The organism is Rothia sp. HSID18067 (genome assembly GCF_003989445.1).
GTDB lineage: Bacteria > Actinomycetota > Actinomycetes > Actinomycetales > Micrococcaceae > Rothia > Rothia aeria.
Genome location: NZ_RBMF01000001.1, coordinates 1,003,386 through 1,023,835 on the forward strand (window position 1 = coordinate 1,003,386; position 20,450 = coordinate 1,023,835).

The following is a 20,450-nucleotide window of genomic DNA, read 5'->3' on the forward strand; positions in this document are numbered from 1 at the left end:
CCTTATTTTTGCCCCGTTCGCGTAGCTTTTACTCACCCCTAAGCATAACTATAAGATACGTGTTCCCCGTGACGGCAATAACACCACATGGGGAACACATAAAGAATAAATATTCTGTATTTTATTTCTTAGCTTTACACAGATTCCTGCAGAAACCAGCCTTTAGAAAAGCGCCACCGTCAGCTCCGCGCGGGCCTTTACAGTACGCGCATCGGCAGTACCCACCACATCAAAAAGCTGAACAAGACGCTCACGCACACGAGTTTTCTCATCCGCAGGCACGGCCTTAAATAAGCGCAGCAAACGGGCGTACGCATCTTCCACGTGCCCACCAACCACATCCAAATCGGCCACGTTAAAGGCCGCCTCAATATTCAGCGGATCAGCTGCAGCAGCGGCACGCTCGGAAGCCATATCAAGGTTTTTCACGCGCGCCAAAAGCTCCACCTGTTCCAAGCCAAGTTTGGCCTCTTTATCGCCCGGGTTATCAGAAATAGCCTGCTTGTAGGCGGCGCGAGCGCCCTCATAGTCCCCAGCGTCCAGTGCCTCAACGGCCTTAGCATGCAGCGGAGGTACCGGTTTCTCTTCCTCCGCGTAGATGGGCTCAAAACCTCCCGGCAGCTGGTACTGCGCCGCCAGCTGCATAAGCTGCCCGAGCACATCGGCAAGTTCCTGCTCTCCCACAGTACCGTTGTAAATAGGTGCGGGCCGACCCGCAAGCACCGCCACCCCAGCGGGCACACCGCTCACCCCAAAAGCCTGTGCGGCCTCAGGAAGTTTCGCGATATCTACCGCTGCCAACAACAGATTCCCAGCGGCGGAATCAACCAGTTTCTGCACCGCATCGACCATCTGCACCGATGAGGGAGAGTGCTCAGCATAGAGCGCAAAAATAACAGCACCCCGGCTGGATTCCTGCACATATTTCTGGAAATCCTCGGGTGTGTTTACCTCAACACGCCACGTAGGGGTGCCCTGGGCAGCAGCATGAGGGTCAGTGTTGCCCGGCTGCGGCGGCACACCAGCAGATGCCGCTAAACTCCCCAAATCGGGGACATTCCGTACCGAAGCTGGGATCTGCGCAGCCTCCGGCTGCTTCCCTGTCGCTGCTGGGTTGCCCCACTGTAGTTCATGATTGTTCTCTGACATGCGCCCTCTCCTGCTCAGGCTGATAGTTCCCCTTGATTATCTCAACTCCCCGGGGTTTTTTCACCCGAGGTGCGCCGCTTCGGCCGCTATTTTACTGCTGGCGTAGTACCACCAATACGCCTGCACCGGCGTTATCCACCAACCGCCCGGTAGACTAAAAAGTAAATGCTTCGTCGAAAGGCAGTTACATGACCGATCACCGCCCCCCTGCCCAGCCGACGCCGCCTAGGCCTCGGCGTTCCAACGCTCATACACAGCCGCAGCAGGACTCTTCCACCCGCCCCCAACCGGATGAAAGCGGCGCCTCACCCAGAGAAGCCCACGAGTCGCGAGGGGCGCGGCGCCCATTCACTGAGCACCTCACCGAAACAATTACCGAATTCAGCGGATCGGTTCTACAGGCCCGCGATAAACGGAAACAGGCGTCGATGCCTCCCCCAACCGCCCCCACCGATGTGGTGCCCCCGGTTGAGTCCCCGGAGAACAGCGATGTTCAGAAAGTCTCGCTTGTGACCAACCCGGTAAAACTCGGTTTCTTAGGTACCGTGGGTGTGGGGTTGGCGTTGCTGGCCTACTATGCGTTTACGAACGTTGGGGCACTCGCGGGGTGGGTGACCGGGGCCGTGTTCATTGCGCTGGGCCTTGACCCCGCCGTGCGGCGCCTGGAGAAGTGGGGTATCCGCCGAGGCGTTGGTGTGCTGCTGGTAGTAACTGTATTTGCTGGTACGGTTACCGGCCTCACCCTGTGGATTGTGCCCATTATTAGTGAACAGGCGAATAGTTTTATCTACCGCTCCCCCGCCATTTTTCAGGATTTCCTGGAGTCAGAGGCGTTCAAAAACTTTGACGATATGGTGCACATCCGCGACTGGGTCGATAAGAATGTGCCCGCGTTCATTGAGTCTATTACATCCAGCAACGCGATTAGCGGGTTCATGGGGAACTTGGTTACAGCAGGATCCACAATCGCTCAGGTGCTCACCGGCACCGTGATTGTGTTGTTCTTGTCCCTGTACTTCCTCTCGTCTATGAACACGATTAAGGCGTGGGGGGTGCGCCTAGCACCGGCGTCCCAGCGTGAGCGTGTCTCCTACTTGGTGGAACGTATCACCGGATCGGTTGGCAGTTATGTGATGGGGCAGGCGCTGGTGGCTATTCTTAACGCCACCTTTGCCCTGATTACGATGAGTATCCTGGGGTTTTCGTTCCCCCAGCTGCTGGCGTTATTCGTACTGATCCTGGCGTTTATCCCATTGGTCGGCGGCGTGGTGGCGCTCGTAGTAGTGTCGCTCATCCTGCTGATTTCGGGGTGGCAGATGGCTCTCACCTTCGCCATCGTGTACTTCATTTACCTGCAGGTTGAGGCGTACATTATCTCGCCGCGCATTATGTCCCGGGCGGTTTCGGTGCCCGGTGGCGTGGCAATTATTGCGGTGGCCGCAGGTGGTGCTCTGTGGGGCGTGCTGGGTGCGCTTATCGCCATACCTGTGGCGGCTTCCCTGCTCATTCTGGTGAAAGAAGTATTTATCCCTTACCAAGACACGAAGTAGCCTGCGACGAACCGGAAGGTTTACGGCACCTGGTCATACACTAATCGGCGGCTGCACCCCATACGGTGATGTAGCCGCCGATTGCTGTCTGAAATAATTTACCCGGTGGTGCCAGAGAGGGCTTTAGAGCTCAGTAATCTCTTCTGCGACCGGACCGCTATACTCGCTAGGCAGCACGGTCTGCTCCCCCAGCACAATACTTGCTATAGAGTTCAGCACCGCGTTCACAGACTTCTCGCCCACCCACAGGTGCTTACATCCCTCAAAGGGGATTACCTGGGCACGGTTAATGGCACTAAACCGTTCACGCGCCTGAGCGGGCTGTAAGTAGTCGTCGTGTTCAGGGATGAGTGCGTACAGGGGGTTGCTGATCGTATTCCATTCAGCCATCTCCGCCGGGTGTACCCGGTGAAGCGGCGGGGAAAGGAGGACCGCACCGGTGAATTCGTTGGCGCGCGCGGGTCCATATTTGAGCACCAGCTCTGTACCGAATGACCAGCCAATAAGCCACGGGTTAGGCAGAGCACGCCCTAAGACGTAGTCAAGAATCGCATCGAAATCTTTCTTCTCAGCAAATCCGCCGTCGAAGACCCCGTCGCTGGTGCCTCGAATGGAGGAGGTGCCGCGGGTATTGAAGCGAAGTACGGCTATATTGGCAAGCGCGGGCAGACGGAACGACGCTTTCTTGTACACGTGCGAATCCATATACCCGCCATGCGTTGGAAGCGGATGAAAAGTTACGAGAGTCGCTTTAACGTCCCCCTCAGGAAGCGCCAGTTCACCCACGAGGCGTTTTCCATCGGCTGTTGTGACCTCAAAGTTCTCACGACGCGCGGGAAGCACCGTGCGGGAACGGATCGCGGTTGGCACCCCGGGGTCGGTAAAAATATAGCGGGACGGGTCGAATTCTGTGCGGGTTTCTTCGCTCATAGTGTGTCTTTCAATCGGGGTAGGTGTATCTCAAGCCCAAAAATGGGGGTGATGCGCATAGGATTCTGCTGTTATTTTCGGCGGCTGCGCCAACAGTGCTGGTGCCAGTGGCGGCGTTCATCAATGGCACGTTCTCTGCCCAGCACGTGGCTTTCTTGCCACACCACCAGGTGCGCAGTTCCGGGCGGTATGGGACGGTAACATTCGGGGCAGGTGTAAGTTTTTCTGGCATTAACAGCCGGGATATACTGCACGAACCAGTCTCCGTACCGGTCGCTCTCAACGGTTGGCGCCGGGTCAAGAATACGTGAAATATCACGCCCGCCACCTGCGGTGGTGCGTAACCATTTGCTGGAGGTGGTGCCCGAAGGGCGTTTACCGGGGTGATTCTTACGTGCCATGCTCACTATTTTATCCCTAGCTACTACCCATTCCAGATTTTAAAGGTTATACCGGGGCCTCGTCTAAAGGAGCATACTCGGTGAGGATAGCCTCATACGTATTGCCGTGAAGATTGCAAGAATCCATAACGTAAAAACAGCGCAAAAAATTTTTATCAAAAATATAGGCGTGCTCGTGGAAATCAATAGAGTCCACGTCTTCTAAATCGTGTTGGATCTCGCTGCTGAGGGCAGTGAAGACAGGCAGCTGAAGACCGTCATACACATAATGCCGCAGCACATAAAGCATTTGGTGAGGAAAAAGCTCACCCAGCCGGTGGGGGCGAACCAGCTGAGGCTGGCCGCTTTCGCACCCGAATGGTCGCTTATACGAGAAACTCACTGTATTTTCGTTTGAGTTATTAGGTGTTGAGCAGAGCATATGTCCTCTGAAAAAGACACGGATAAGACGCTGCACTACTTTTTCCGCCTCAGTCGCTTCTAATGGCTGACCATACGCAAAATCTTTCACAGCCTGCACTTTCTTATTGTTTCACGTATTCGGTTTTTCTCACCGGGCTATCAGCGGCCAAGAAATAACGCTACCCCCGCATACACTATAAAATACACTCGTGTATCACCCACATCATGATGAGCGCACCGAGGAGAATGCCGCATGAAAGCTATTCTTGATCACTGGGTTGGAAACCGCAGCGAGGATACAGAGCACACCATCGTATCAACGGGGGAACTGTTGGCCTTGCTGAAACGTCTCGGCACCAACCACCACACCCTGCTCAGCCTGTATCATCCCAGTAAAGACCCCGATAACAACCACCTCATGATCGGCGGAGGTCCCCAACGGTATGTGCTCACCGGGTGTGAAGAGGGCACCATTCTAAACGTCAGAAACCCGCAGATGAGTGACACAGCAACAGTTAAGATACTGGTGGGTGGGCAGCTGAGTCTCTTCACGGAACACGAATTAGTGACTCAAGAGCAGGCTTTTGAGTGTGCGGTACAGTATTTCAAGACTGGGCGTATCTCCCATGTGGGCCTGCCCTACACATGGGAGATACTATAAATAACCAACCCGCAGATGGCGTGTGCACAATGACCCGCTGCTGGTAGAGTGGATGGGTGCGAGTTGTTATAGCTGAATGTTCCGTCGATTACGAAGGTCGCCTACGGGCTCACCTGCCCCGCGCCACCCGTCTGCTCATGGTTAAAGGGGACGGTTCGGTGCTGATTCACTCCGATGGTGGCTCCTATAAGCCGCTGAACTGGATGAGCCCGCCCTGCACCCTGGCTGTGGCCGCACGTGATGACATCCCCACCGCCGCCCTAGAAGAGCTGGAAGAGGAAGTACAGCAGCTGTGGACGGTGCAGGCCGCTAAAAGTGACGACCGGCTGCTCATTAAAGTTTTTGAGGTCATCCACGAGCATGAGCATTCGCTTGGCACAGACCCGGGGCTCATTAAGGATGGTGTGGAAGCCGACCTGCAGCGTCTGCTTGCCGAACAAATTGAGACACTGGGCTCAGGATACTCGCTGGTGCGCCGTGAATATCCGACCGCTATCGGCCCGGTAGATATTATGGCAAAAGACCCCAACGGGGCAAGCGTTGCCGTGGAGCTTAAACGAGTAGGCGACATTGACGGCGTGGAGCAGCTCACCCGCTACTTGGAGCTGCTGAACCGAGACCCGCTGCTAGCGCCTGTCAAAGGAGTATTCGCGGCCCAAAAAATCAAGCCGCAGGCCCGCACACTCGCCCAAGACCGCGGTATTAGGTGCATCGCCCTTGACTACGATGCAATGCGCGGCGTAGACGACGCCGCAGACAGGCTTTTCTAGCTCTCTGCCGCGTTAGTTTTACGCCTCTCTCCAGCCATAAGTTACAGCCGGTCTGCGCTCCCCCGTGCTTCTGGCAGAGGCGCTCACGCCCCTATCCCACGTACCACCCGGTGAACCTGCACGAGAACCGATATAAACACGCACGAACCGGCGCCCTCCCCGTAAAGAGGACACGCCGGTTCGTTGTTATTACAGGCCGCGCTATGTGGCGGGAACTGTGAAGTCCGCGTGTTTAGCCGCGATTGTGACCTTATCATTCGAGACGGTCATAAACCCCTGATGCAGGCGGGTTTTCAAATCCGGCCCATCCACCGGGCGCAGCAGCATTTCGCCATCCTCCGCCAGCAGCGCGCACGTAGGGATAAGCCCGGGTGAGATACCCAGATCGCCCTCAACGGTACGCACACGCACGTAGGATGCCTCACCGGTCCACACCACGCGTTCGCGGGAAACAACTTCAACCGTTAGTGCCATAATTACTTGGCTCCAGTCTGTGCCTTGATTTCCTCGTACTGGCGCATCACATCGTCCATACCACCGATGTTGTAGAACGCCTGCTCCGGGATGTGGTCCACATCGCCGTTGCAGATCATCTGGAAGGACTCGATAGTGTCCTTCAACGGAACGGTGGACCCCTCAACACCGGTGAACTGCTTCGCGGTGTAGGTGTTCTGTGAGAGGAATTGCTCGATACGGCGGGCGCGCGAGACAACAACCTTCTGCTCCTCGGACAGCTCGTCCACACCCAGAATTGCGATAATATCCTGCAGTTCCTTGTTCTCCTGCAGAATAGCCTTCACACGGATAGCCGTGTCGTAGTGTTCCTGGCCAATATACTGCGGGTCAAGAATACGGGAGGTGGAGGTCAGCGGGTCGATTGCCGGGTACAGGCCACGCGATGCGATCTCACGCGAAAGCTCAGTGGTCGCATCCAGGTGTGCGAAGGTCGTTGCCGGTGCGGGGTCGGTGTAGTCATCCGCAGGAACATAAATCGCCTGCATCGAGGTAATGGAGTGACCGCGAGTTGAGGTAATACGCTCCTGCAGCAGACCCATCTCATCCGCCAGGTTAGGCTGGTAGCCCACAGCAGAGGGCATACGGCCCAGCAGAGTCGAAACTTCAGAACCAGCCTGGGTAAAACGGAAAATATTATCGATAAAGAGCAGCACGTCCTGGTTCTTCACATCACGGAAGTACTCCGCCATGGTCAGACCGGTCAGGGCCACACGCAGACGGGTTCCCGGGGGCTCATCCATCTGGCCAAAGACAAGGGCGGTGTCCTTCAGAACCCCTGCTTCTTCCATCTCAACCCACAGGTCGTTACCCTCACGGGTGCGCTCACCAACACCGGTGAACACCGAGGTACCGCCGAAGTTACGTGCCACACGGGTAATCATTTCCTGAATCAGCACGGTCTTACCAACACCAGCGCCACCGAACAGGCCGATCTTACCGCCCTTAATGTAGGGGGTGAGCAGGTCAATCGACTTAATACCGGTCTCCAGCATCTCGGTCGACCCCTCCAGCTCCGCGAAGCCGGGGGCGGCACGGTGAATGGGCCAGTATGCATCCGCAGTAATCTCGGAGTTAGGCACATCCAGCGCGTCACCGAGCACGTTAAACAGGTGACCCTTCACGCCATCGCCCACAGGCACAGAGATGGGTGCGCCAGTGTCAATCACGGCTTGGCCGCGCACCAGCCCATCGGTCTGCTGCAGCGAAATAGCGCGCACAAGGGAGTCGCCGAGATGCTGGGCGGTCTCGAAGGTGATAGTACGGGTGCGACCGTTGAGGGTGAGTTCGGTGGTCAGCGCGTTATAAATATCCGGTACCTGGCCGGCGGGGAACTCAACGTCGACCACGGGGCCAATCACGCGGGCAATACGGCCCGTTGCGCCCTGAGTCGGTGCTGAGACCGATTCGTTGTAGGTGGCAGTCATATTCTCTCACTTACCTATAAAAAGTTTGGAACAGTAGGCGGTTTCGATGCTGTAGCATCAGGCTACGACGAGGCGAGGGCGTCAGCGCCGCCCACAATCTCTGAAAGCTCCTGCGTAATCTCCGCCTGGCGAGCGTTATTCATCAAGCGGGTGTACTTATTAATGAGCGTCTCGGCGTTATCGCCTGCGGTCTTCATGGCCCGCTGGCGCGAGGCAAGCTCGCTGGCGGCCGCCTGAAGCAGGCAGGCAAACAGACGGGAGGCAATATAGCGCGGTAGCAGCGCATCCAGAACCTCCTGCGGGGAAGGCTCAAACTCAAACACTGCTGGCTGTACGTAGTCAGCCTGGGTGAGTTCCTCATCGGGCACGATTTCCTCCCCAAGATGCTGGGCCTCAGCCACATGAATGGGCAGCAGCCGCAGAATCTTGGTCTCCTGGGTGACCATGGATTTGAACTCGGTGTAGACCACGTGAAGGTCGTCCACCCCGCCTTCTTCAAAAGGCTTAGAGTACGCTTCCAAAAACACGTCCCGAATCTCAACCGCAGTATCGATGCGCGGGCTGTCAGTATGCCCCTCCCAGGCCCGAATGTAAGGACGTTCACGGAACTCGAAATAAGATTTCGCCTTACGCCCCACGAGGTACAGGTTCACTTCACGGCCTTCGCCGCGCAACTTTTCGATCAGCGACTCGGTTTTCTTCAAAACCGATGAAGAGTACGAGCCCGCCAAACCGCGGTCGCTAGTAACTACCAGCACCGCCGAACGCTTATGTTTGCTTTTCCCAATCGCCCCTGGGCCGTGGATCAGCGGATGCTGCACGCTCTGCTGGGTTGCCAGGGCCGTCACCACGCGGGTGAGTGCGTTCGCGTACGGGCCTGCCGCCTGCGCGCTACGGCGTGCCTTATTAATGCGGGAGGTCGCGATCATCTCCATCGCCTTAAAGATTTTCTTCATAGACGATGTCGAAGCAATCTTCTGTCGGTAAACCCTAATCTGGGCTCCCATAGAGCTTCCTTTCTCCTGCCCTTCTCCCCCACCGTGCACCCGGTGTAGGGTGCACGGCTGAAAGCGGGCTAGGAATAATCGCTAACCGATGGTTTCCTGGGTGATGTCCTGGTCCTTGGCAGCTTGATACTCCTCATGACCGGCATCAACAAGGTGGCTGGTGCCCTCAGAGCGGAAACCCTTCTTGAACTCTGTCACAGCAGACTTCAGGGCTTCCACAACATCGTCCTCCAGCTTCCCCGAGGCAGCGATATCGGTCAGTACTGAGGTGCGGTGACGCAGATAATCAATGAACTCAGCTTCGAAACGAAGAATGTCAGAAACTTCAAGGTCATCCAGGTACCCGTTAGTACCGCACCAGATAGAGACAACCTGTTCCTCCACCGCGTACGGGGTGTACTGCGGCTGGCGCAGCAGCTCGGTCAGGCGGGCGCCGCGGGTCAGCTGCGCCTTCGAAGCCTCATCCAGGTCGGATGCGAACATTGCGAACGCTTCCATTGCGCGGTACTGCGCCAGTTCCAGCTTCAAAGTACCGGAGACCTTCTTCATCGCCTTAGTCTGAGCCGCACCGCCCACGCGGGAGACGGAAATACCCACGTCCACTGCGGGGCGCTGGTTAGCGTTGAACAGGTCGGACTGCAGGAAGATCTGACCGTCGGTAATCGAAATGACGTTGGTGGGAATGAAGGCAGACACATCGTTCGCCTTCGTCTCAATAATGGGGAACCCAGTCATCGACCCGGCGCCCAGCTCATCGGAGAGCTTAGCGCAACGCTCCAGCAGACGGGAGTGCAGGTAGAAGACGTCACCGGGGTATGCTTCACGTCCCGGCGGGCGGCGCAGCAACAGCGACACGGCGCGGTATGCTTCTGCCTGCTTTGAAAGGTCATCAAAGATAATCAGCACATGCTTGCCGCCGTACATCCAGTGCTGGCCAATCGCTGAACCAGTGTACGGTGCCAAGTATTTAAAGCCTGCGGCATCCGATGCAGGAGCAGCAACAATGGTGGTGTACTCCAGTGCGCCCTTAGTCTCCAAGGTATGACGCACCGCCGCAATGGTCGAGGCTTTCTGCCCGACCGCAACGTACACACAGCGTACCTGCTTGGAGGGGTCACCGCTCTCCCAGTTCGTCTTCTGGTTCAGAATGGTATCGACCGCAATCGCGGTTTTACCGGTCTGACGGTCACCGATAATCAGCTGACGCTGGCCACGGCCAATCGGGATCATCGCGTCAATAGCTTTCAGGCCGGTCTGCAGCGGCTCATGCACCGACTTACGCTGCGTCACACCGGGTGCTTGCAGCTCCAGTGCGCGGCGACCTTCAGCCTCAATAGGCCCCAGATCGTCAATGGGGTTACCGAGGGGGTCAACGACACGGCCCAAGTACTTGTCACCAACGGGTACCGACAGCACCTCACCAGTGCGGTGTACCTGCTGGCCTTCCTCAATACCGGTAAAATCACCCAGGATGATCACACCAATATCGCGGGTATCTAGGTTCTGTGCAAGACCGAGGGTGCCGTCTTCAAAACGAAGCAGCTCATTCGCCATGACTGAGGGAAGACCCTCAACACGCGCAATACCATCGGAGGCCGCTACCACACGGCCTATCTCAACACGTTCTGCATTGCCGGGTTCGTAAGACGCCGCGAACTCATTCAGCGCATTACGGACATCGTCGGCATTGATGGTCAAATCGGCCATCTTGTGTCCCTGCTCTCCTTCTTGTGGCTGGCCCCTCAGGGGCTAACCGAAACTTGTTGTCCGAGGCGAAAAATCGGGGTATCCACCCCATCGCCCGGGGTATCTTCTAAATCACCGTTGCGACGAATCGCTGGTTAGGGGCGGCCTAGCCAAGGTTACGTTCCAGTTCGTCGAGGCGAGCGATAACAGTACCGTCAATTACCTCGTCACCAACCTGAACGCGCAGACCGCCCAGAACCGTCGGATCCACCGAAATGTCCAGCTTTAACTTGCGGTTATACACCCTGCTGAGGGCGTGCCCCAGGCGGTTCAGCTGCGCCTGCGAAAGAGCTACAGCTGAGGTTACCTTTGCAATGTAGCGGTTTTGTCGCTTGACGATGATTTCTACGAACTCGTCGGCCAGACGCGCAGCGTGCATGCCGCGAGTTTCGCTACCGATCCGTTCCAGCAGAAGCACGCCTTCAGCGCTGCGGGCGGGGCCGCCCAACGCTACCGCGAGTTTCTGCTTTGCTTCTTTGCTTGCCAGATTGTTAGACAGTGCCGTCTGTGCTTGGGCGGTGCCATCAACGTTTCGGACGAACGTGAGAAGTTCATTAATGAGGGTATCGAGTGCCTCAACACCACCATGTGACTGGGTAGACACAATGGCGGCGAGTACGGCGCACTTCTCAAGCGCGTCCGCCAGATCTCGTTCTGCAGACCAGCGCTGAGAAACAGCGACAGTCAGTACAGATAAGGTCTGGGACGAAACTTTGTTGCCGAATACGGTGCTGGCAATGTTCTGACGCGCAGCCTCCACACGGGAGGTGTCAGTCAGCCCACGGCGCAGACCACCATCGCGGTCAATAACATCGACCACTGCGAAAAGCTCGCTCGCTAGATGCAGCGGGTTGAGCGACGCGTTAGCGTCGAGGGCCGCCTCCACCTTGCTCAGTGATTCAGTAGATACTCCTGCCATTACCGAGTTGCACCTGCGTTCTGCTGCTCGGTTTCAAGGTCAGCAAGAAAACGATCTACCACGCGGGCCGATCGTGCATCATCGGTGAGAGCTTCGCCCACAATCTTCCCGGCCAGAGCGGTTGCCAAGCTGCCCACCTCGCTACGAAGCGAAACAGCCGCTGCCGCGCGCTCAGCCTCGATGGTTTTCTGCGCATTCTCAGTGATACGCTGGGCCTCGGCGGTCGCACGCTCACGGGCTTTAGCGATAATCGCTTCGCCTTCAGCGCGGGCTTCCTCACGAATCTGCTGTGCCTCCAACCGAGCACTATCGAGCTGCTGGCTGTACTCTTCGCGAGCCGCTGCCGCCTCTGCCTGAACCTTCTTAGCTTTGGCGAGGCCGCCTTCAATGGCTTCCTTACGATCCTGGTAGATCTTCTCGAATGCCGGGGCGATGTACTTGATGACAATGAAGAGGAGGATCAGGAATCCGATGGCGGTCATGATGACTTCCCCGGTCGCGGGGATCAGAGGGTTAGACGCGGCGTGCTCCGCACCCCCATCATTTGCCAGATAAGTCATGGAAGGAATCCTGTTCTATGGGTTGGTCGTTGGGACGTATCGGGGCCGGTTACTTAATGAACGCAAGCACCAGGCCCAGCACGGCCAGCGCCTCAACCAGTGCGAAACCCATGAACAGCATCGGCTGCAGGGCTTTGCGAGACTCAGGCTGACGTGCCACGCTGGTCATATAAGCCGCGAAGATCAGACCCACGCCGATACCGCCGCCGATTGCTGCCAGACCGTAGCCAACTGCGGTGATCGAACCGGTAATTTCCATTATTTTTCCTTTCAACAGTGCCCGGGAAGGAACCCTTCCTCCGCCGAACAGAGTCTTTTGTAGTGTGCTAAGCCCGCTTGCAACGGGTTGCTTTATTCGTTACCCAAAAGCTTGGGAACGAAAACCTTAATTAGTGGCCTTCGGAGACCGAGCCCTGCATGTACACGGCCAGTAGCAGCGCGAACACGTAGGCCTGAATAACCTGGATCATAAGCTCCAGGAAGTAGAGGAACATACCGAGCGCCCCGGGGGCGATAGCAGCTGCATAACCAACCCCGCCCATTGAGTCAATCATGTACTGCGCCAAGGACGCGGCAACCATCATTGCCATGTGCCCGCCAAACATGGTGGCGAAAAGACGCAGGGAGTGCGTCACGGGGCGAATCACCATATTGGAGAGCAGCTCAATGGGGATTAGAATCGGGTACACCCAAACAGGAACCCCCGAAGGCATCGTCAAATCTTTAAAGAAGCCGCCCAAGCCTTTGCGCTTAATACCGACACCTACCCAGCTCAGGTAGGCAATAGCTGCCAATGCGTAGGCACTGCCGGGGTGTGAGAACGAAGGCAACTGCAGTAGCGGAATTGAACCGTACAGGTTGTTCACCAGCACGAAATAGAACGAGGCAAACAGCAGAGGGATGAAGGGCTTGAAGTGATGCGCACCAATAAGTTCCTTGGCCAGTGAATTACGGGCAAAAAGGTACCCCGACTCAGCTACGAACTGTGTCCTGGAAGGAACCATGGCGCGTTTGCGTCCGGCCCACAGGAAAAAGCCCGCGATAATGACGACGGAGAGAAGCACCAGAAGCATCTGCTTGCCCACGCCAAAAGACCCAATAGCGAATAGGTCGGGAAGGTGCATTTCATCCGGGGTCGGCGGCACGTAGCCTTCCGCGAGTACAGACCCGTTCTCGATCAAAGCAAGTCCTTTCTTGCTGCTAGTTGGCTGCCCGCTGGGCGAGCATTTACTCAACTAACTATGGGGGATTGGTGTGCGCGGGGTCTTGCGACCCTAGTTATTTTTCCTGACTCATGTGGATATATACAAGGTATAAGCCTCCGCAGACCCCTACCAGTACGCCGACCCACACGATCCAGGAGGTGCCTAGAAGACTATCGAGCCCAAAGCCGATAAGCCCCCAGACGGCGGCGCCGATGAGTAGATAAAGAATGGTCATGACGGCGCCGGAGAGGCCCCCGCCAGATACCAGTTCCCCGGTGGTTCGGAGTTCCCTGTCTCCACGCCACCATTTCTTCTCAGGTTCGGCCAAAAATCTTCCTGTCGTTTTTCTCCAAACCAAAAATGTGTGCTTTTATGGTTCGGAGTCAAAGTATAGAATCCGTATGTTGTTAATGGTGATGGCCTCAATACTCAGCCAGAGTACAGCCCCAATAATGGCTCCGGCGAGTGTCCACCCGTGTTTTATATTTTCGGGGATAGGCACCGTCAGGAGCACCACCCCCATCAAGCTTGCTTTCACCACGTAGGCACATACTAGGGCCTGGGGTATTCCAACCCTTAATCGGGTGGCTCCCAACACCGTTAATACGCCTAAGGTGAAACATATATAGATTATCAGAAACCCGAGCATAAATCCCGCCAAACCAGAGGGTCCGCGTACAATTAACGCGCCTGTTACACCCAGCAATAATGGCGGGACGGAGCAGACACTCACCCTGTAGTAAAGAGTCTTCCACGGGAAGGTGCGCGAATAGGAGCCCAGAGGCCGCCCTTTTCGTTCTGATGGCGGATACCACAGCAGGTTTTTAACCCTCTGCAGAATCATTGAACTTCTCCCGAATCATGAGGGTTTTGACCTCCGTGGAAGGACGCCTGTGAGCTCCCCAAACTACCCCCTGTGCCGTCTTCGGGGGCCGCGGTGTTATTCTCTGACGGCGCTGCGGTCTTCTGACGCGCAATAAGTGTGGGCAGAGATAAATATAGCAGCACAACTAACACCGCAAATGCGAGCAACGCCACACCCAGAATAGGAAGGTCGCTACTCCAAAAGTTAAGGCCGTTAAGTATGAGAGCCCACACCAGCACTGTTAGTCCAGTCACCACCGTTGCAGACCCTAAATGTGTGAAGCCCACATCAGTCAAACGCTGGTACACATGCGTCCGATGCGGCTTATACCACTGCTCCCCCGCAGCCATACGACGCAATAAGGTGGTACCCGAATCAGCCAAGTACACCAGCAGCGGGGCCAAAGCCACCAGCGGATTCACATTCGCAAACCAGGTGCCCACCGCAAGTATCGACAGCCCCGCCCCCAGCAGGTACGAACCGGCATCACCTAAGAAAACATTACGACCGCTGCGTACGTTCCACGGCAAAAACGCCGCGAACGCACCCGCGATTGCCAGACCGCCCAGGGTCAGCCACGACAATTCCGTCAGGTATCCCGTAAAGGAGTAGCACAATCCAGCCGCCAAACCGTGGCAGCCGGAAATACCGTTAATACCGTCCATAAAATTCGCCACGTTAATGTACGCGGCCACGAAAATAGCTGCCGGTACTGCCCAGAATATCGGCACATTCATAAGCACCGACAAAACCCCGGCAACCCCCGCACCAATCAGCAACTGCACCCCGGCCCGTATAGCGATTCCAATGCCGCTTACATCCTCAATCCAGCCCAGCAGCAGTGCGGCAGCCATACCCGCCAATAGGGTTACCGAAATACCGGTATTCACCGTCCATCCCGCAGCAGTTGCCACCCCAAAACTTGCGCACACCGCCAAAGCGGTTGCCAATCCCATCCCCCGGTAGGTGGGGGTAGTGTGAGAGGAACGCTCATTCGGTAAATCCACCATATTCAGTGTGTGCAATAGCGGACGCACCAGGAACGGGAGCACACCGCCTAGGATGGTAGCGGTCAGGGCCACAGTGATTATCGGTAGCATCGGGGTGTCCTTTACTTCTGTTCGTAACCGCACCTAACGCGTAATACGTCGGGCTGTACCCAGATCAGGTGCTCGCTCCAAGCCGTGCCGCTCATAGCCGCGGTGTTCCTCATAGTCACGCAGCCACGTATCGTAGTCCAGCGTATCCGGGTCTAGAGCGGGGGCAGTCGAGTGCGAAATGTACCGGTTCTCGGCGCTACGCTCATAGTGCTCCCCGTGCCCAAACAGCACCTCACCTAGTTTCTCGCCCTTGCGCAGGCCGGTGAGTACAATCTCCACATCGTAACGGCCATATGCCTTACGCATCTCCCGTGCAACATCATAAATATGCACGGGGTCGCCCATATCGAGTACCATCACGTCCCCCGGCCGGCCGATTTTACCGGCAAGCATCACCAGCAGGCAAGCGTCCGGGATCAGCATAAAGTAGCGGGTGGCATCCTTATGGGTGAGCGTAATAGGCCCGCCGCTCTCAATCTGACGGGTAAATAGCGGCTTAATGGAGCCGCGGGAACCAAACACGTTGCCGAAGCGCACCGAAACGTACTTCCGTCCGGTCTGGTGCCCGAACCAGGCGGTCAGACACTCTGCCGCACGTTTCGACTGCCCCAAGGCCGTGGTCGGGTCAGCCGCCTTATCTGTTGAGACATTCACTAGAGTCCCAACACCCGAAGCTTCCGCGGCACGCAGCACGTTAAGAGTGCCCAGGGTATTAGTCTTCCACGCCTCCTCGGGGTACGCCTCTAATGCTGAGACGTGTTTCAGGGCAGCTGCGTGGAACACAATATCGGGTTTACGTTCCATAAAGATTTTGCGCAGGTTCTCGCCCTCACGGATATCAGCCAGAATAATGCGCTCATCATCCAGGCTCGACTCGCCGGTGATCGACAGCTTAGTGTCCATCAGCAGGGTCTCATCCCGGTCAAGCATCATGAGCAGCTGCGGGTTAAAACGGTGAATCTGGCGGCACAATTCCGAACCGATAGAACCACCGGCTCCGGTGACCAGCACGCGTTTCCCCGTAATATACGAGCTAAGCAGCTGGTCGTCCACCTCATAGTTAATCTCGCCGCGCACCAGCTGCATGATTTCGCTATCGTCCGTCTCATACACCGTATCGTCACCCACCAGGCGCTGGGTGGTGCTCGCAATGCGACGGGCTTCGATACCCCTCTCACGCATCCGTTCCCACAGCACGTCGAAGGTGTCTTTAGGGTACTTTGAGATCGCAACAATCACTTTCTTCGGGTGCAGCTCATCAATAAGCTGATCCAGATTATCAATATTGCCGCGCACCGGAATACCGTGCACCTTCGCCCCTAATAGGCGCGGGTTGTCGTCAATAATAGCTACCGGGAAAACTTTTGAACGGCGGTCTTGTATCATCGACTGAATCACCAAACGGCCCGCCAAACCAGCACCATAAATAATGACAGGTTCGCCGTCCTGCCGCTTCTTCAGACGCCACTCAACATAGGTGCGTTTAGCCATGCGCATACCGGCCATCAGCATGAGGGCAAACGCCATGCTGATCAGCGGCACAGAATGCGGCAGATGCGGCCAGTGCAGCAGCTCATCAAGGTAGCTCCAGGCAAATAGCCCCAGCCCGGTGGCCACCACGGCGGCGCCCGCTAGAAGGATCTCTTCAAATGAGCCGTACTCATGGTCCCGACGGTACACCTTGTACCACAGGCCAAAGCCCACTTGTAAGACAGCCGCCAACGCAATGTTTATTGCCAGAGCTTGAGCGTCAATCACATCAAGCACGCTACGCTGATTCAGCAGCACACTGTAACGCAACATGAACGCCACCACGAGGGCTAAAGCCCACGCGATGGAATCTAAGAACATCCGCCCCAGCATCCAGGAGAGCTTACGTTCATAATATGTTGGAATATCAGTCTGTGTCTCAGACCGCTTAGTGGGTTCAGAGGTCACTAAGTCCCCTTTCGAAACTGTGAGCGGATGCTAAAGAGCCGCTGAGATGTATGTGGTTGGTTTATGCTTTTAGCACCTACAAGAGCCCTAAAAGCGGTGCGGCGCACGGACTCGGGGATAAACCGGTAAACGGTGCGCACCCCCATATTTTTCACCCACCCCGCCTTGGTGATGGCGTGCCCAGTGTACAGACGATGCTGAATCGCCCAATCCTGTTTCCATGCTACAAGACCCCCGCGCCGGGTGTAGGCTCCCGCACCCACCCGGTACCGCACCAGAGCCTCAGAAAGGTTATCCAGCTTGTACCCAGCGGCAGCCAGCCGGGACCACAGCCACCAGTCCTCGGCCCCGGGCACATATTCGTAACCGCCCACCTGCTGCACCGGGGTTTTTCGGAACGCCACGGTGGGGTGGTACAGCGGGTTCCGGGACGGCATCGCTGCCTGAACCCGTTCCGCGCCCAGAACGGTGGAGCGCTTCGCCTCACACACCGTGTTCTGCGCATCCACCTCGTGCATGGCCGAACCAAGTACCGCACAATCGCTAGCGGCCAGTGCTGGGATAAGCCTCTCAAACCGGGAGGGTTCCGAAATATCGTCGGAATCTGCGCGAGCCACCAGCTCGTGGGTGCACGCTGCCAGCCCCTCGTTGAGAGCGGCAGCAAGGCCAGCGTTCTGCGGCAGCGGCACCGTACGAATAGGTGCGCACCGGCCCGCCTGTCCTTCAGCAACCCACCGTTCAATCACGGTATTAAGTTCTGGGGTGAGCGGCCCATCCAGCACCAGCACCAGCTCAGTTGGCCGAAGCGACTGTTCACGCGCATTCGAAGCCAACGCAGCGTCCAGGTACTCGGGGATTTCCTCAGCATATACGCTCATGAGAACCGAAAAATCGGGGGTCTTATCCGTATCCGGCACAATGACAGGTTCCTGTGACGAACCGTAACGCCCCGGGAAATGCAGGGGATACACCCCCGCCATGACCTCGGCATTAGGTCGGGGCGGGCGTACTGCGTCCCTTATGCCATTCACAAAGTACCCGAAATAGGTTCTTTTCTCATCGGTACGCACCACGGTGGAAACCCACAGACGGGCACTGGATACGCCGTAGAGGAGCTTTTCCAGGGGGCTGAGAGTGCGGCACCGGGTAAAAACCCACAGCTTATTGCGCACATCATTGTAAAACCGCGGCCCTGGTTTAGCGTCGGTGGTGCCGAAGGTTTTCGTGTGGTGCACCGCCACTGAGGACGGTACCGCGATAGCGTCACGGTGGTGTGCCAGACGTGTAGAAAACTCAAAATCGTCATTCCAGATGAAAAACTCCGTCAGCGGCAGCCCGCCGTTCTGGCGCATCACCTGTGCGTCCATCAGGATTGACACGAACGAGGCGCTGCGGATAGGCCGGGCACCCACCGCCTGGGCACGGGCGTGACGCTCAGCGCCTGCCGCAAACATAGTGCGCATCGTATTCATGGGGTGATCCCGCCCGTCGTCCCACACAACTTTGGACGCGACAAGGGCGGGGCGTAAAGCCCGTACCGGCGAGTACCCCTCCCAGGCTTTTACCGCCTCATAGAGGGTGTTTTCGGTGGGTTCAGTATCATCGTCCATGACCCACACCAGATCCGGGTCATGCTGCGCAAGTGCCCGGTCAATTCCTGCTGCGAACCCGCCAGCTCCGCCCATATTGCGGGGCAGGGTTATGACATCCAGCGGGAGCGGGTAGTGAAGGTCCGCAAGGTACTGCGCGGTGCCGTCAGTGGAGGCGTTATCGACCACAACCACCGCAGCTGGCTGGGCCTCTCCCCTGGCGATACCGGCTAATGTCAACGGCAGCAGGTCTTTACGGTTATAGGTCACCACTACCGCCACCGTGCGGTACAGCGTATTGGAGTGTTGAGCATTATTGGGCGCCACAATAGTACGTGCATCCTCTGCGTTCACGAACAGCTCCCTCCCACATTGCTCAAAGAAAATACCGTGATTCACCGAAAGAATACTAGAATTCAGACTCTCTATTTTACCCCCAGAAAAGGCACTCACGGTAAATATGTCGCACCCCATATTTAGCCGCCTGAATATACAGGCGCGTTTCGTTTCCAAAACCCGTGCACATGTGCGAAAGTTGGAGTGAGCCCCGTAAAGGTTCGGGGATAAGAAAGGTGAATGACGTGTCCGACCCCCAGTGGAAAGTAATCGGCGCCAGCGGCTTCGTCGGCTCCTCCATCGTAGCCCGACTCAACGCCGAGGGTATCAGCGCAGACCCCATCGAAGCGCCGCGTTTGGCGACCCGAGCAACCGACCCCGAAATCATCATTGACGAGGCACGCCGTCTCGAAGGTATTATCGACTCTCTCGCCGACGCATTCGCGGGGGCGCACGTGATCGTCAACGCCGCTGGGCTGGCAGCCCCCAATATGCAGGACCTGCCAGCGCTTGTGGGCGCGAACGCCCTCTTACCGGCCGTCATTGCTATCGCCGCCCAACGCACTGGGGTGCGCCGCATGATTCACCTCAGCTCCGCCGCCGTGCAGGGTGCTAAACCCGTGCTGGATGCGACCGAATACACTGAACCATTCAGTGCTTATTCGTTCTCGAAAGCGCTCGGTGAAGAGTGCCTGCTTGACCTATACGACTTAATAGAAGAAACGGCGGCACAGGGGCAGGCACCCGGTTCAGCAAATTCCCCCTACCCCGCCGCGCCTTCCCACGCTCCCGCCTATGTAGCCCCCGATCACGCGGTTGAGCTGTGTATCCTACGCGCCACCAGCGTACAGGGGCGTGGGCGCCGCACCACCGAGCTGTTCGCAAAGATGGCTTCCTCCCCGTTCGCCTCGGTGGCGGGGGCAGGAAACCGCAAATCGCCCGTCTCCAGCTCATACGCCCTAGCTGAATTTACCGTCAAACTGGGCCGTTTCCCGGGTCAGCTACCGCCTATTGTCTTACAGCCCTGGGAGGGAGCTACGGTTAACTCAATCATGACCGATGCGGGCCGCCGCGCCCCCAAACACCTGCCGGAGTGGTTGTGCCGTGGCGCTATTAAAGCTGGCTACACCGTCTCGGAGCTGCTGAACGATAAGTTTCAGGGGTCGGTGCGTAAAGTGGAGCTCATGTGGTTCGGTCAGGAGCTTGACGACTCGTGGGCGCGTGCCAATAACCTGGTACCCGAGCCGCGCGTGCGCGAGGTGCTGCGCAACGCCCACACGGCACTGGGTAAGAAAAAAGACAAACGATTCCGCTAGCACGAACACACAGCTCGTTTAAGCACACAGTGCGCAGTTTCTGCGAGGTCCGGGATAAACCGGCCA

The 20,450-nt window shown here is 57.0% G+C and carries 21 protein-coding genes; 4 read left to right on the forward strand and 17 right to left on the reverse strand.

The genetic code is table 11. The annotated features are described in order from the left end of the window. Positions 1-162: 162 nt before the first annotated feature. Positions 163-1,149, reverse strand: coding sequence for a tetratricopeptide repeat protein (locus tag D8M23_RS04435; RefSeq protein WP_006888940.1), 987 nt, complete (start codon positions 1,147-1,149; stop codon positions 163-165). A gap of 188 nt (positions 1,150-1,337) precedes the next feature. Between D8M23_RS04435 and D8M23_RS04440 the strand changes: the two genes are divergently transcribed. Next, a complete protein-coding gene (locus D8M23_RS04440; protein WP_238693756.1) occupies positions 1,338-2,699 on the forward strand; it encodes an AI-2E family transporter in 1,362 nt (453 codons plus the stop codon). A 123-nt stretch (positions 2,700-2,822) separates the two neighbouring features. Here the strand turns inward: D8M23_RS04440 and D8M23_RS04445 are convergent, their stop codons facing one another. The 3 genes from D8M23_RS04445 to D8M23_RS04455 all read right to left on the reverse strand — a co-directional run bounded on the left by D8M23_RS04445 (position 2,823) and on the right by D8M23_RS04455 (position 4,550). Then, the gene (locus tag D8M23_RS04445; protein ID WP_126853833.1) at positions 2,823-3,629 is read right to left on the reverse strand and encodes an alpha/beta hydrolase; all 807 of its coding nucleotides are present in this window, start codon (positions 3,627-3,629) and stop codon (positions 2,823-2,825) included. 71 nt (positions 3,630-3,700) lie between these two features. Next, the gene (locus D8M23_RS04450; protein ID WP_126853834.1) at positions 3,701-4,030 is read right to left on the reverse strand and encodes an ATP/GTP-binding protein; all 330 of its coding nucleotides are present in this window, start codon (positions 4,028-4,030) and stop codon (positions 3,701-3,703) included. A 46-nt stretch (positions 4,031-4,076) separates the two neighbouring features. Next, entirely contained in the window at positions 4,077-4,550 is a 474-nt protein-coding gene (locus D8M23_RS04455; RefSeq protein ID WP_126853835.1) for a hypothetical protein, read from the reverse strand. Between the two features lie 135 nt (positions 4,551-4,685). On the opposite strand from D8M23_RS04455, the gene D8M23_RS04460 reads away from it, so the two are divergent. Then, positions 4,686-5,093, forward strand: coding sequence for a hypothetical protein (locus tag D8M23_RS04460; protein ID WP_126853836.1), 408 nt, complete (start codon positions 4,686-4,688; stop codon positions 5,091-5,093). 56 nt (positions 5,094-5,149) lie between these two features. Next, positions 5,150-5,863 carry an endonuclease NucS gene (gene nucS / locus D8M23_RS04465; protein WP_126853837.1) on the forward strand — a complete coding sequence of 238 codons (714 nt, stop codon included), beginning with the start codon at positions 5,150-5,152 and terminating at the stop codon, positions 5,861-5,863. Positions 5,864-6,064: 201 nt separating this feature from the next. Here nucS and D8M23_RS04470 read toward each other — a convergent pair whose 3' ends face one another. The 13 genes from D8M23_RS04470 to D8M23_RS04525 all read right to left on the reverse strand — a co-directional run bounded on the left by D8M23_RS04470 (position 6,065) and on the right by D8M23_RS04525 (position 19,086). Next, positions 6,065-6,337: a hypothetical protein gene (locus tag D8M23_RS04470; protein ID WP_006888845.1), complete on the reverse strand. Its 273-nt coding sequence runs from the start codon at positions 6,335-6,337 to the stop codon at positions 6,065-6,067. A gap of 2 nt (positions 6,338-6,339) precedes the next feature. After that, positions 6,340-7,803, reverse strand: coding sequence for a F0F1 ATP synthase subunit beta (gene atpD / locus D8M23_RS04475; RefSeq protein WP_126853838.1), 1,464 nt, complete (start codon positions 7,801-7,803; stop codon positions 6,340-6,342). A gap of 62 nt (positions 7,804-7,865) precedes the next feature. Next, a complete protein-coding gene (locus tag D8M23_RS04480) occupies positions 7,866-8,810 on the reverse strand; it encodes a F0F1 ATP synthase subunit gamma (protein WP_037288061.1) in 945 nt (314 codons plus the stop codon). 81 nt (positions 8,811-8,891) lie between these two features. After that, the gene (gene atpA / locus D8M23_RS04485; RefSeq protein ID WP_006888884.1) at positions 8,892-10,517 is read right to left on the reverse strand and encodes a F0F1 ATP synthase subunit alpha; all 1,626 of its coding nucleotides are present in this window, start codon (positions 10,515-10,517) and stop codon (positions 8,892-8,894) included. Between the two features lie 145 nt (positions 10,518-10,662). After that, entirely contained in the window at positions 10,663-11,475 is an 813-nt protein-coding gene (locus D8M23_RS04490) for a F0F1 ATP synthase subunit delta (RefSeq protein WP_126853839.1), read from the reverse strand. Continuing rightward, entirely contained in the window at positions 11,475-12,035 is a 561-nt protein-coding gene (locus D8M23_RS04495; RefSeq protein ID WP_023134631.1) for a F0F1 ATP synthase subunit B, read from the reverse strand. Before D8M23_RS04495 ends, D8M23_RS04490 begins: the two co-directional genes overlap by 1 nt. Before the next feature lie 49 nt (positions 12,036-12,084). Beyond that, entirely contained in the window at positions 12,085-12,294 is a 210-nt protein-coding gene (atpE, locus tag D8M23_RS04500) for an ATP synthase F0 subunit C (RefSeq protein ID WP_006888883.1), read from the reverse strand. Positions 12,295-12,424: 130 nt separating this feature from the next. Then, positions 12,425-13,216, reverse strand: coding sequence for a F0F1 ATP synthase subunit A (gene atpB / locus D8M23_RS04505; RefSeq protein WP_006888864.1), 792 nt, complete (start codon positions 13,214-13,216; stop codon positions 12,425-12,427). A 97-nt stretch (positions 13,217-13,313) separates the two neighbouring features. Further along, the gene (locus D8M23_RS04510; protein WP_006888914.1) at positions 13,314-13,568 is read right to left on the reverse strand and encodes a hypothetical protein; all 255 of its coding nucleotides are present in this window, start codon (positions 13,566-13,568) and stop codon (positions 13,314-13,316) included. Between the two features lie 42 nt (positions 13,569-13,610). Then, positions 13,611-13,781 (reverse strand): hypothetical protein, encoded by a 171-nt coding sequence (locus D8M23_RS11700; RefSeq protein WP_153269372.1) that lies wholly within the window; start codon positions 13,779-13,781, stop codon positions 13,611-13,613. Between the two features lie 299 nt (positions 13,782-14,080). Beyond that, entirely contained in the window at positions 14,081-15,205 is a 1,125-nt protein-coding gene (locus D8M23_RS04515; RefSeq protein ID WP_126853840.1) for an MraY family glycosyltransferase, read from the reverse strand. A gap of 33 nt (positions 15,206-15,238) precedes the next feature. Then, on the reverse strand, positions 15,239-17,143 hold the full coding sequence (locus D8M23_RS04520) for a polysaccharide biosynthesis protein (RefSeq protein ID WP_126499863.1): 1,905 nt from the start codon (positions 17,141-17,143) through the stop codon (positions 15,239-15,241). Continuing rightward, entirely contained in the window at positions 17,143-19,086 is a 1,944-nt protein-coding gene (locus D8M23_RS04525) for a glycosyltransferase (RefSeq protein ID WP_126853841.1), read from the reverse strand. The genes D8M23_RS04520 and D8M23_RS04525 overlap by 1 nt, the downstream gene beginning before the upstream one ends. A gap of 227 nt (positions 19,087-19,313) precedes the next feature. Here D8M23_RS04525 and D8M23_RS04530 point away from each other — a divergent pair, with 227 nt between their 5' ends. After that, positions 19,314-20,384 carry an NAD-dependent epimerase/dehydratase family protein gene (locus D8M23_RS04530; protein ID WP_126853842.1) on the forward strand — a complete coding sequence of 357 codons (1,071 nt, stop codon included), beginning with the start codon at positions 19,314-19,316 and terminating at the stop codon, positions 20,382-20,384. The last annotated feature ends 66 nt before the right edge of the window (positions 20,385-20,450 follow it).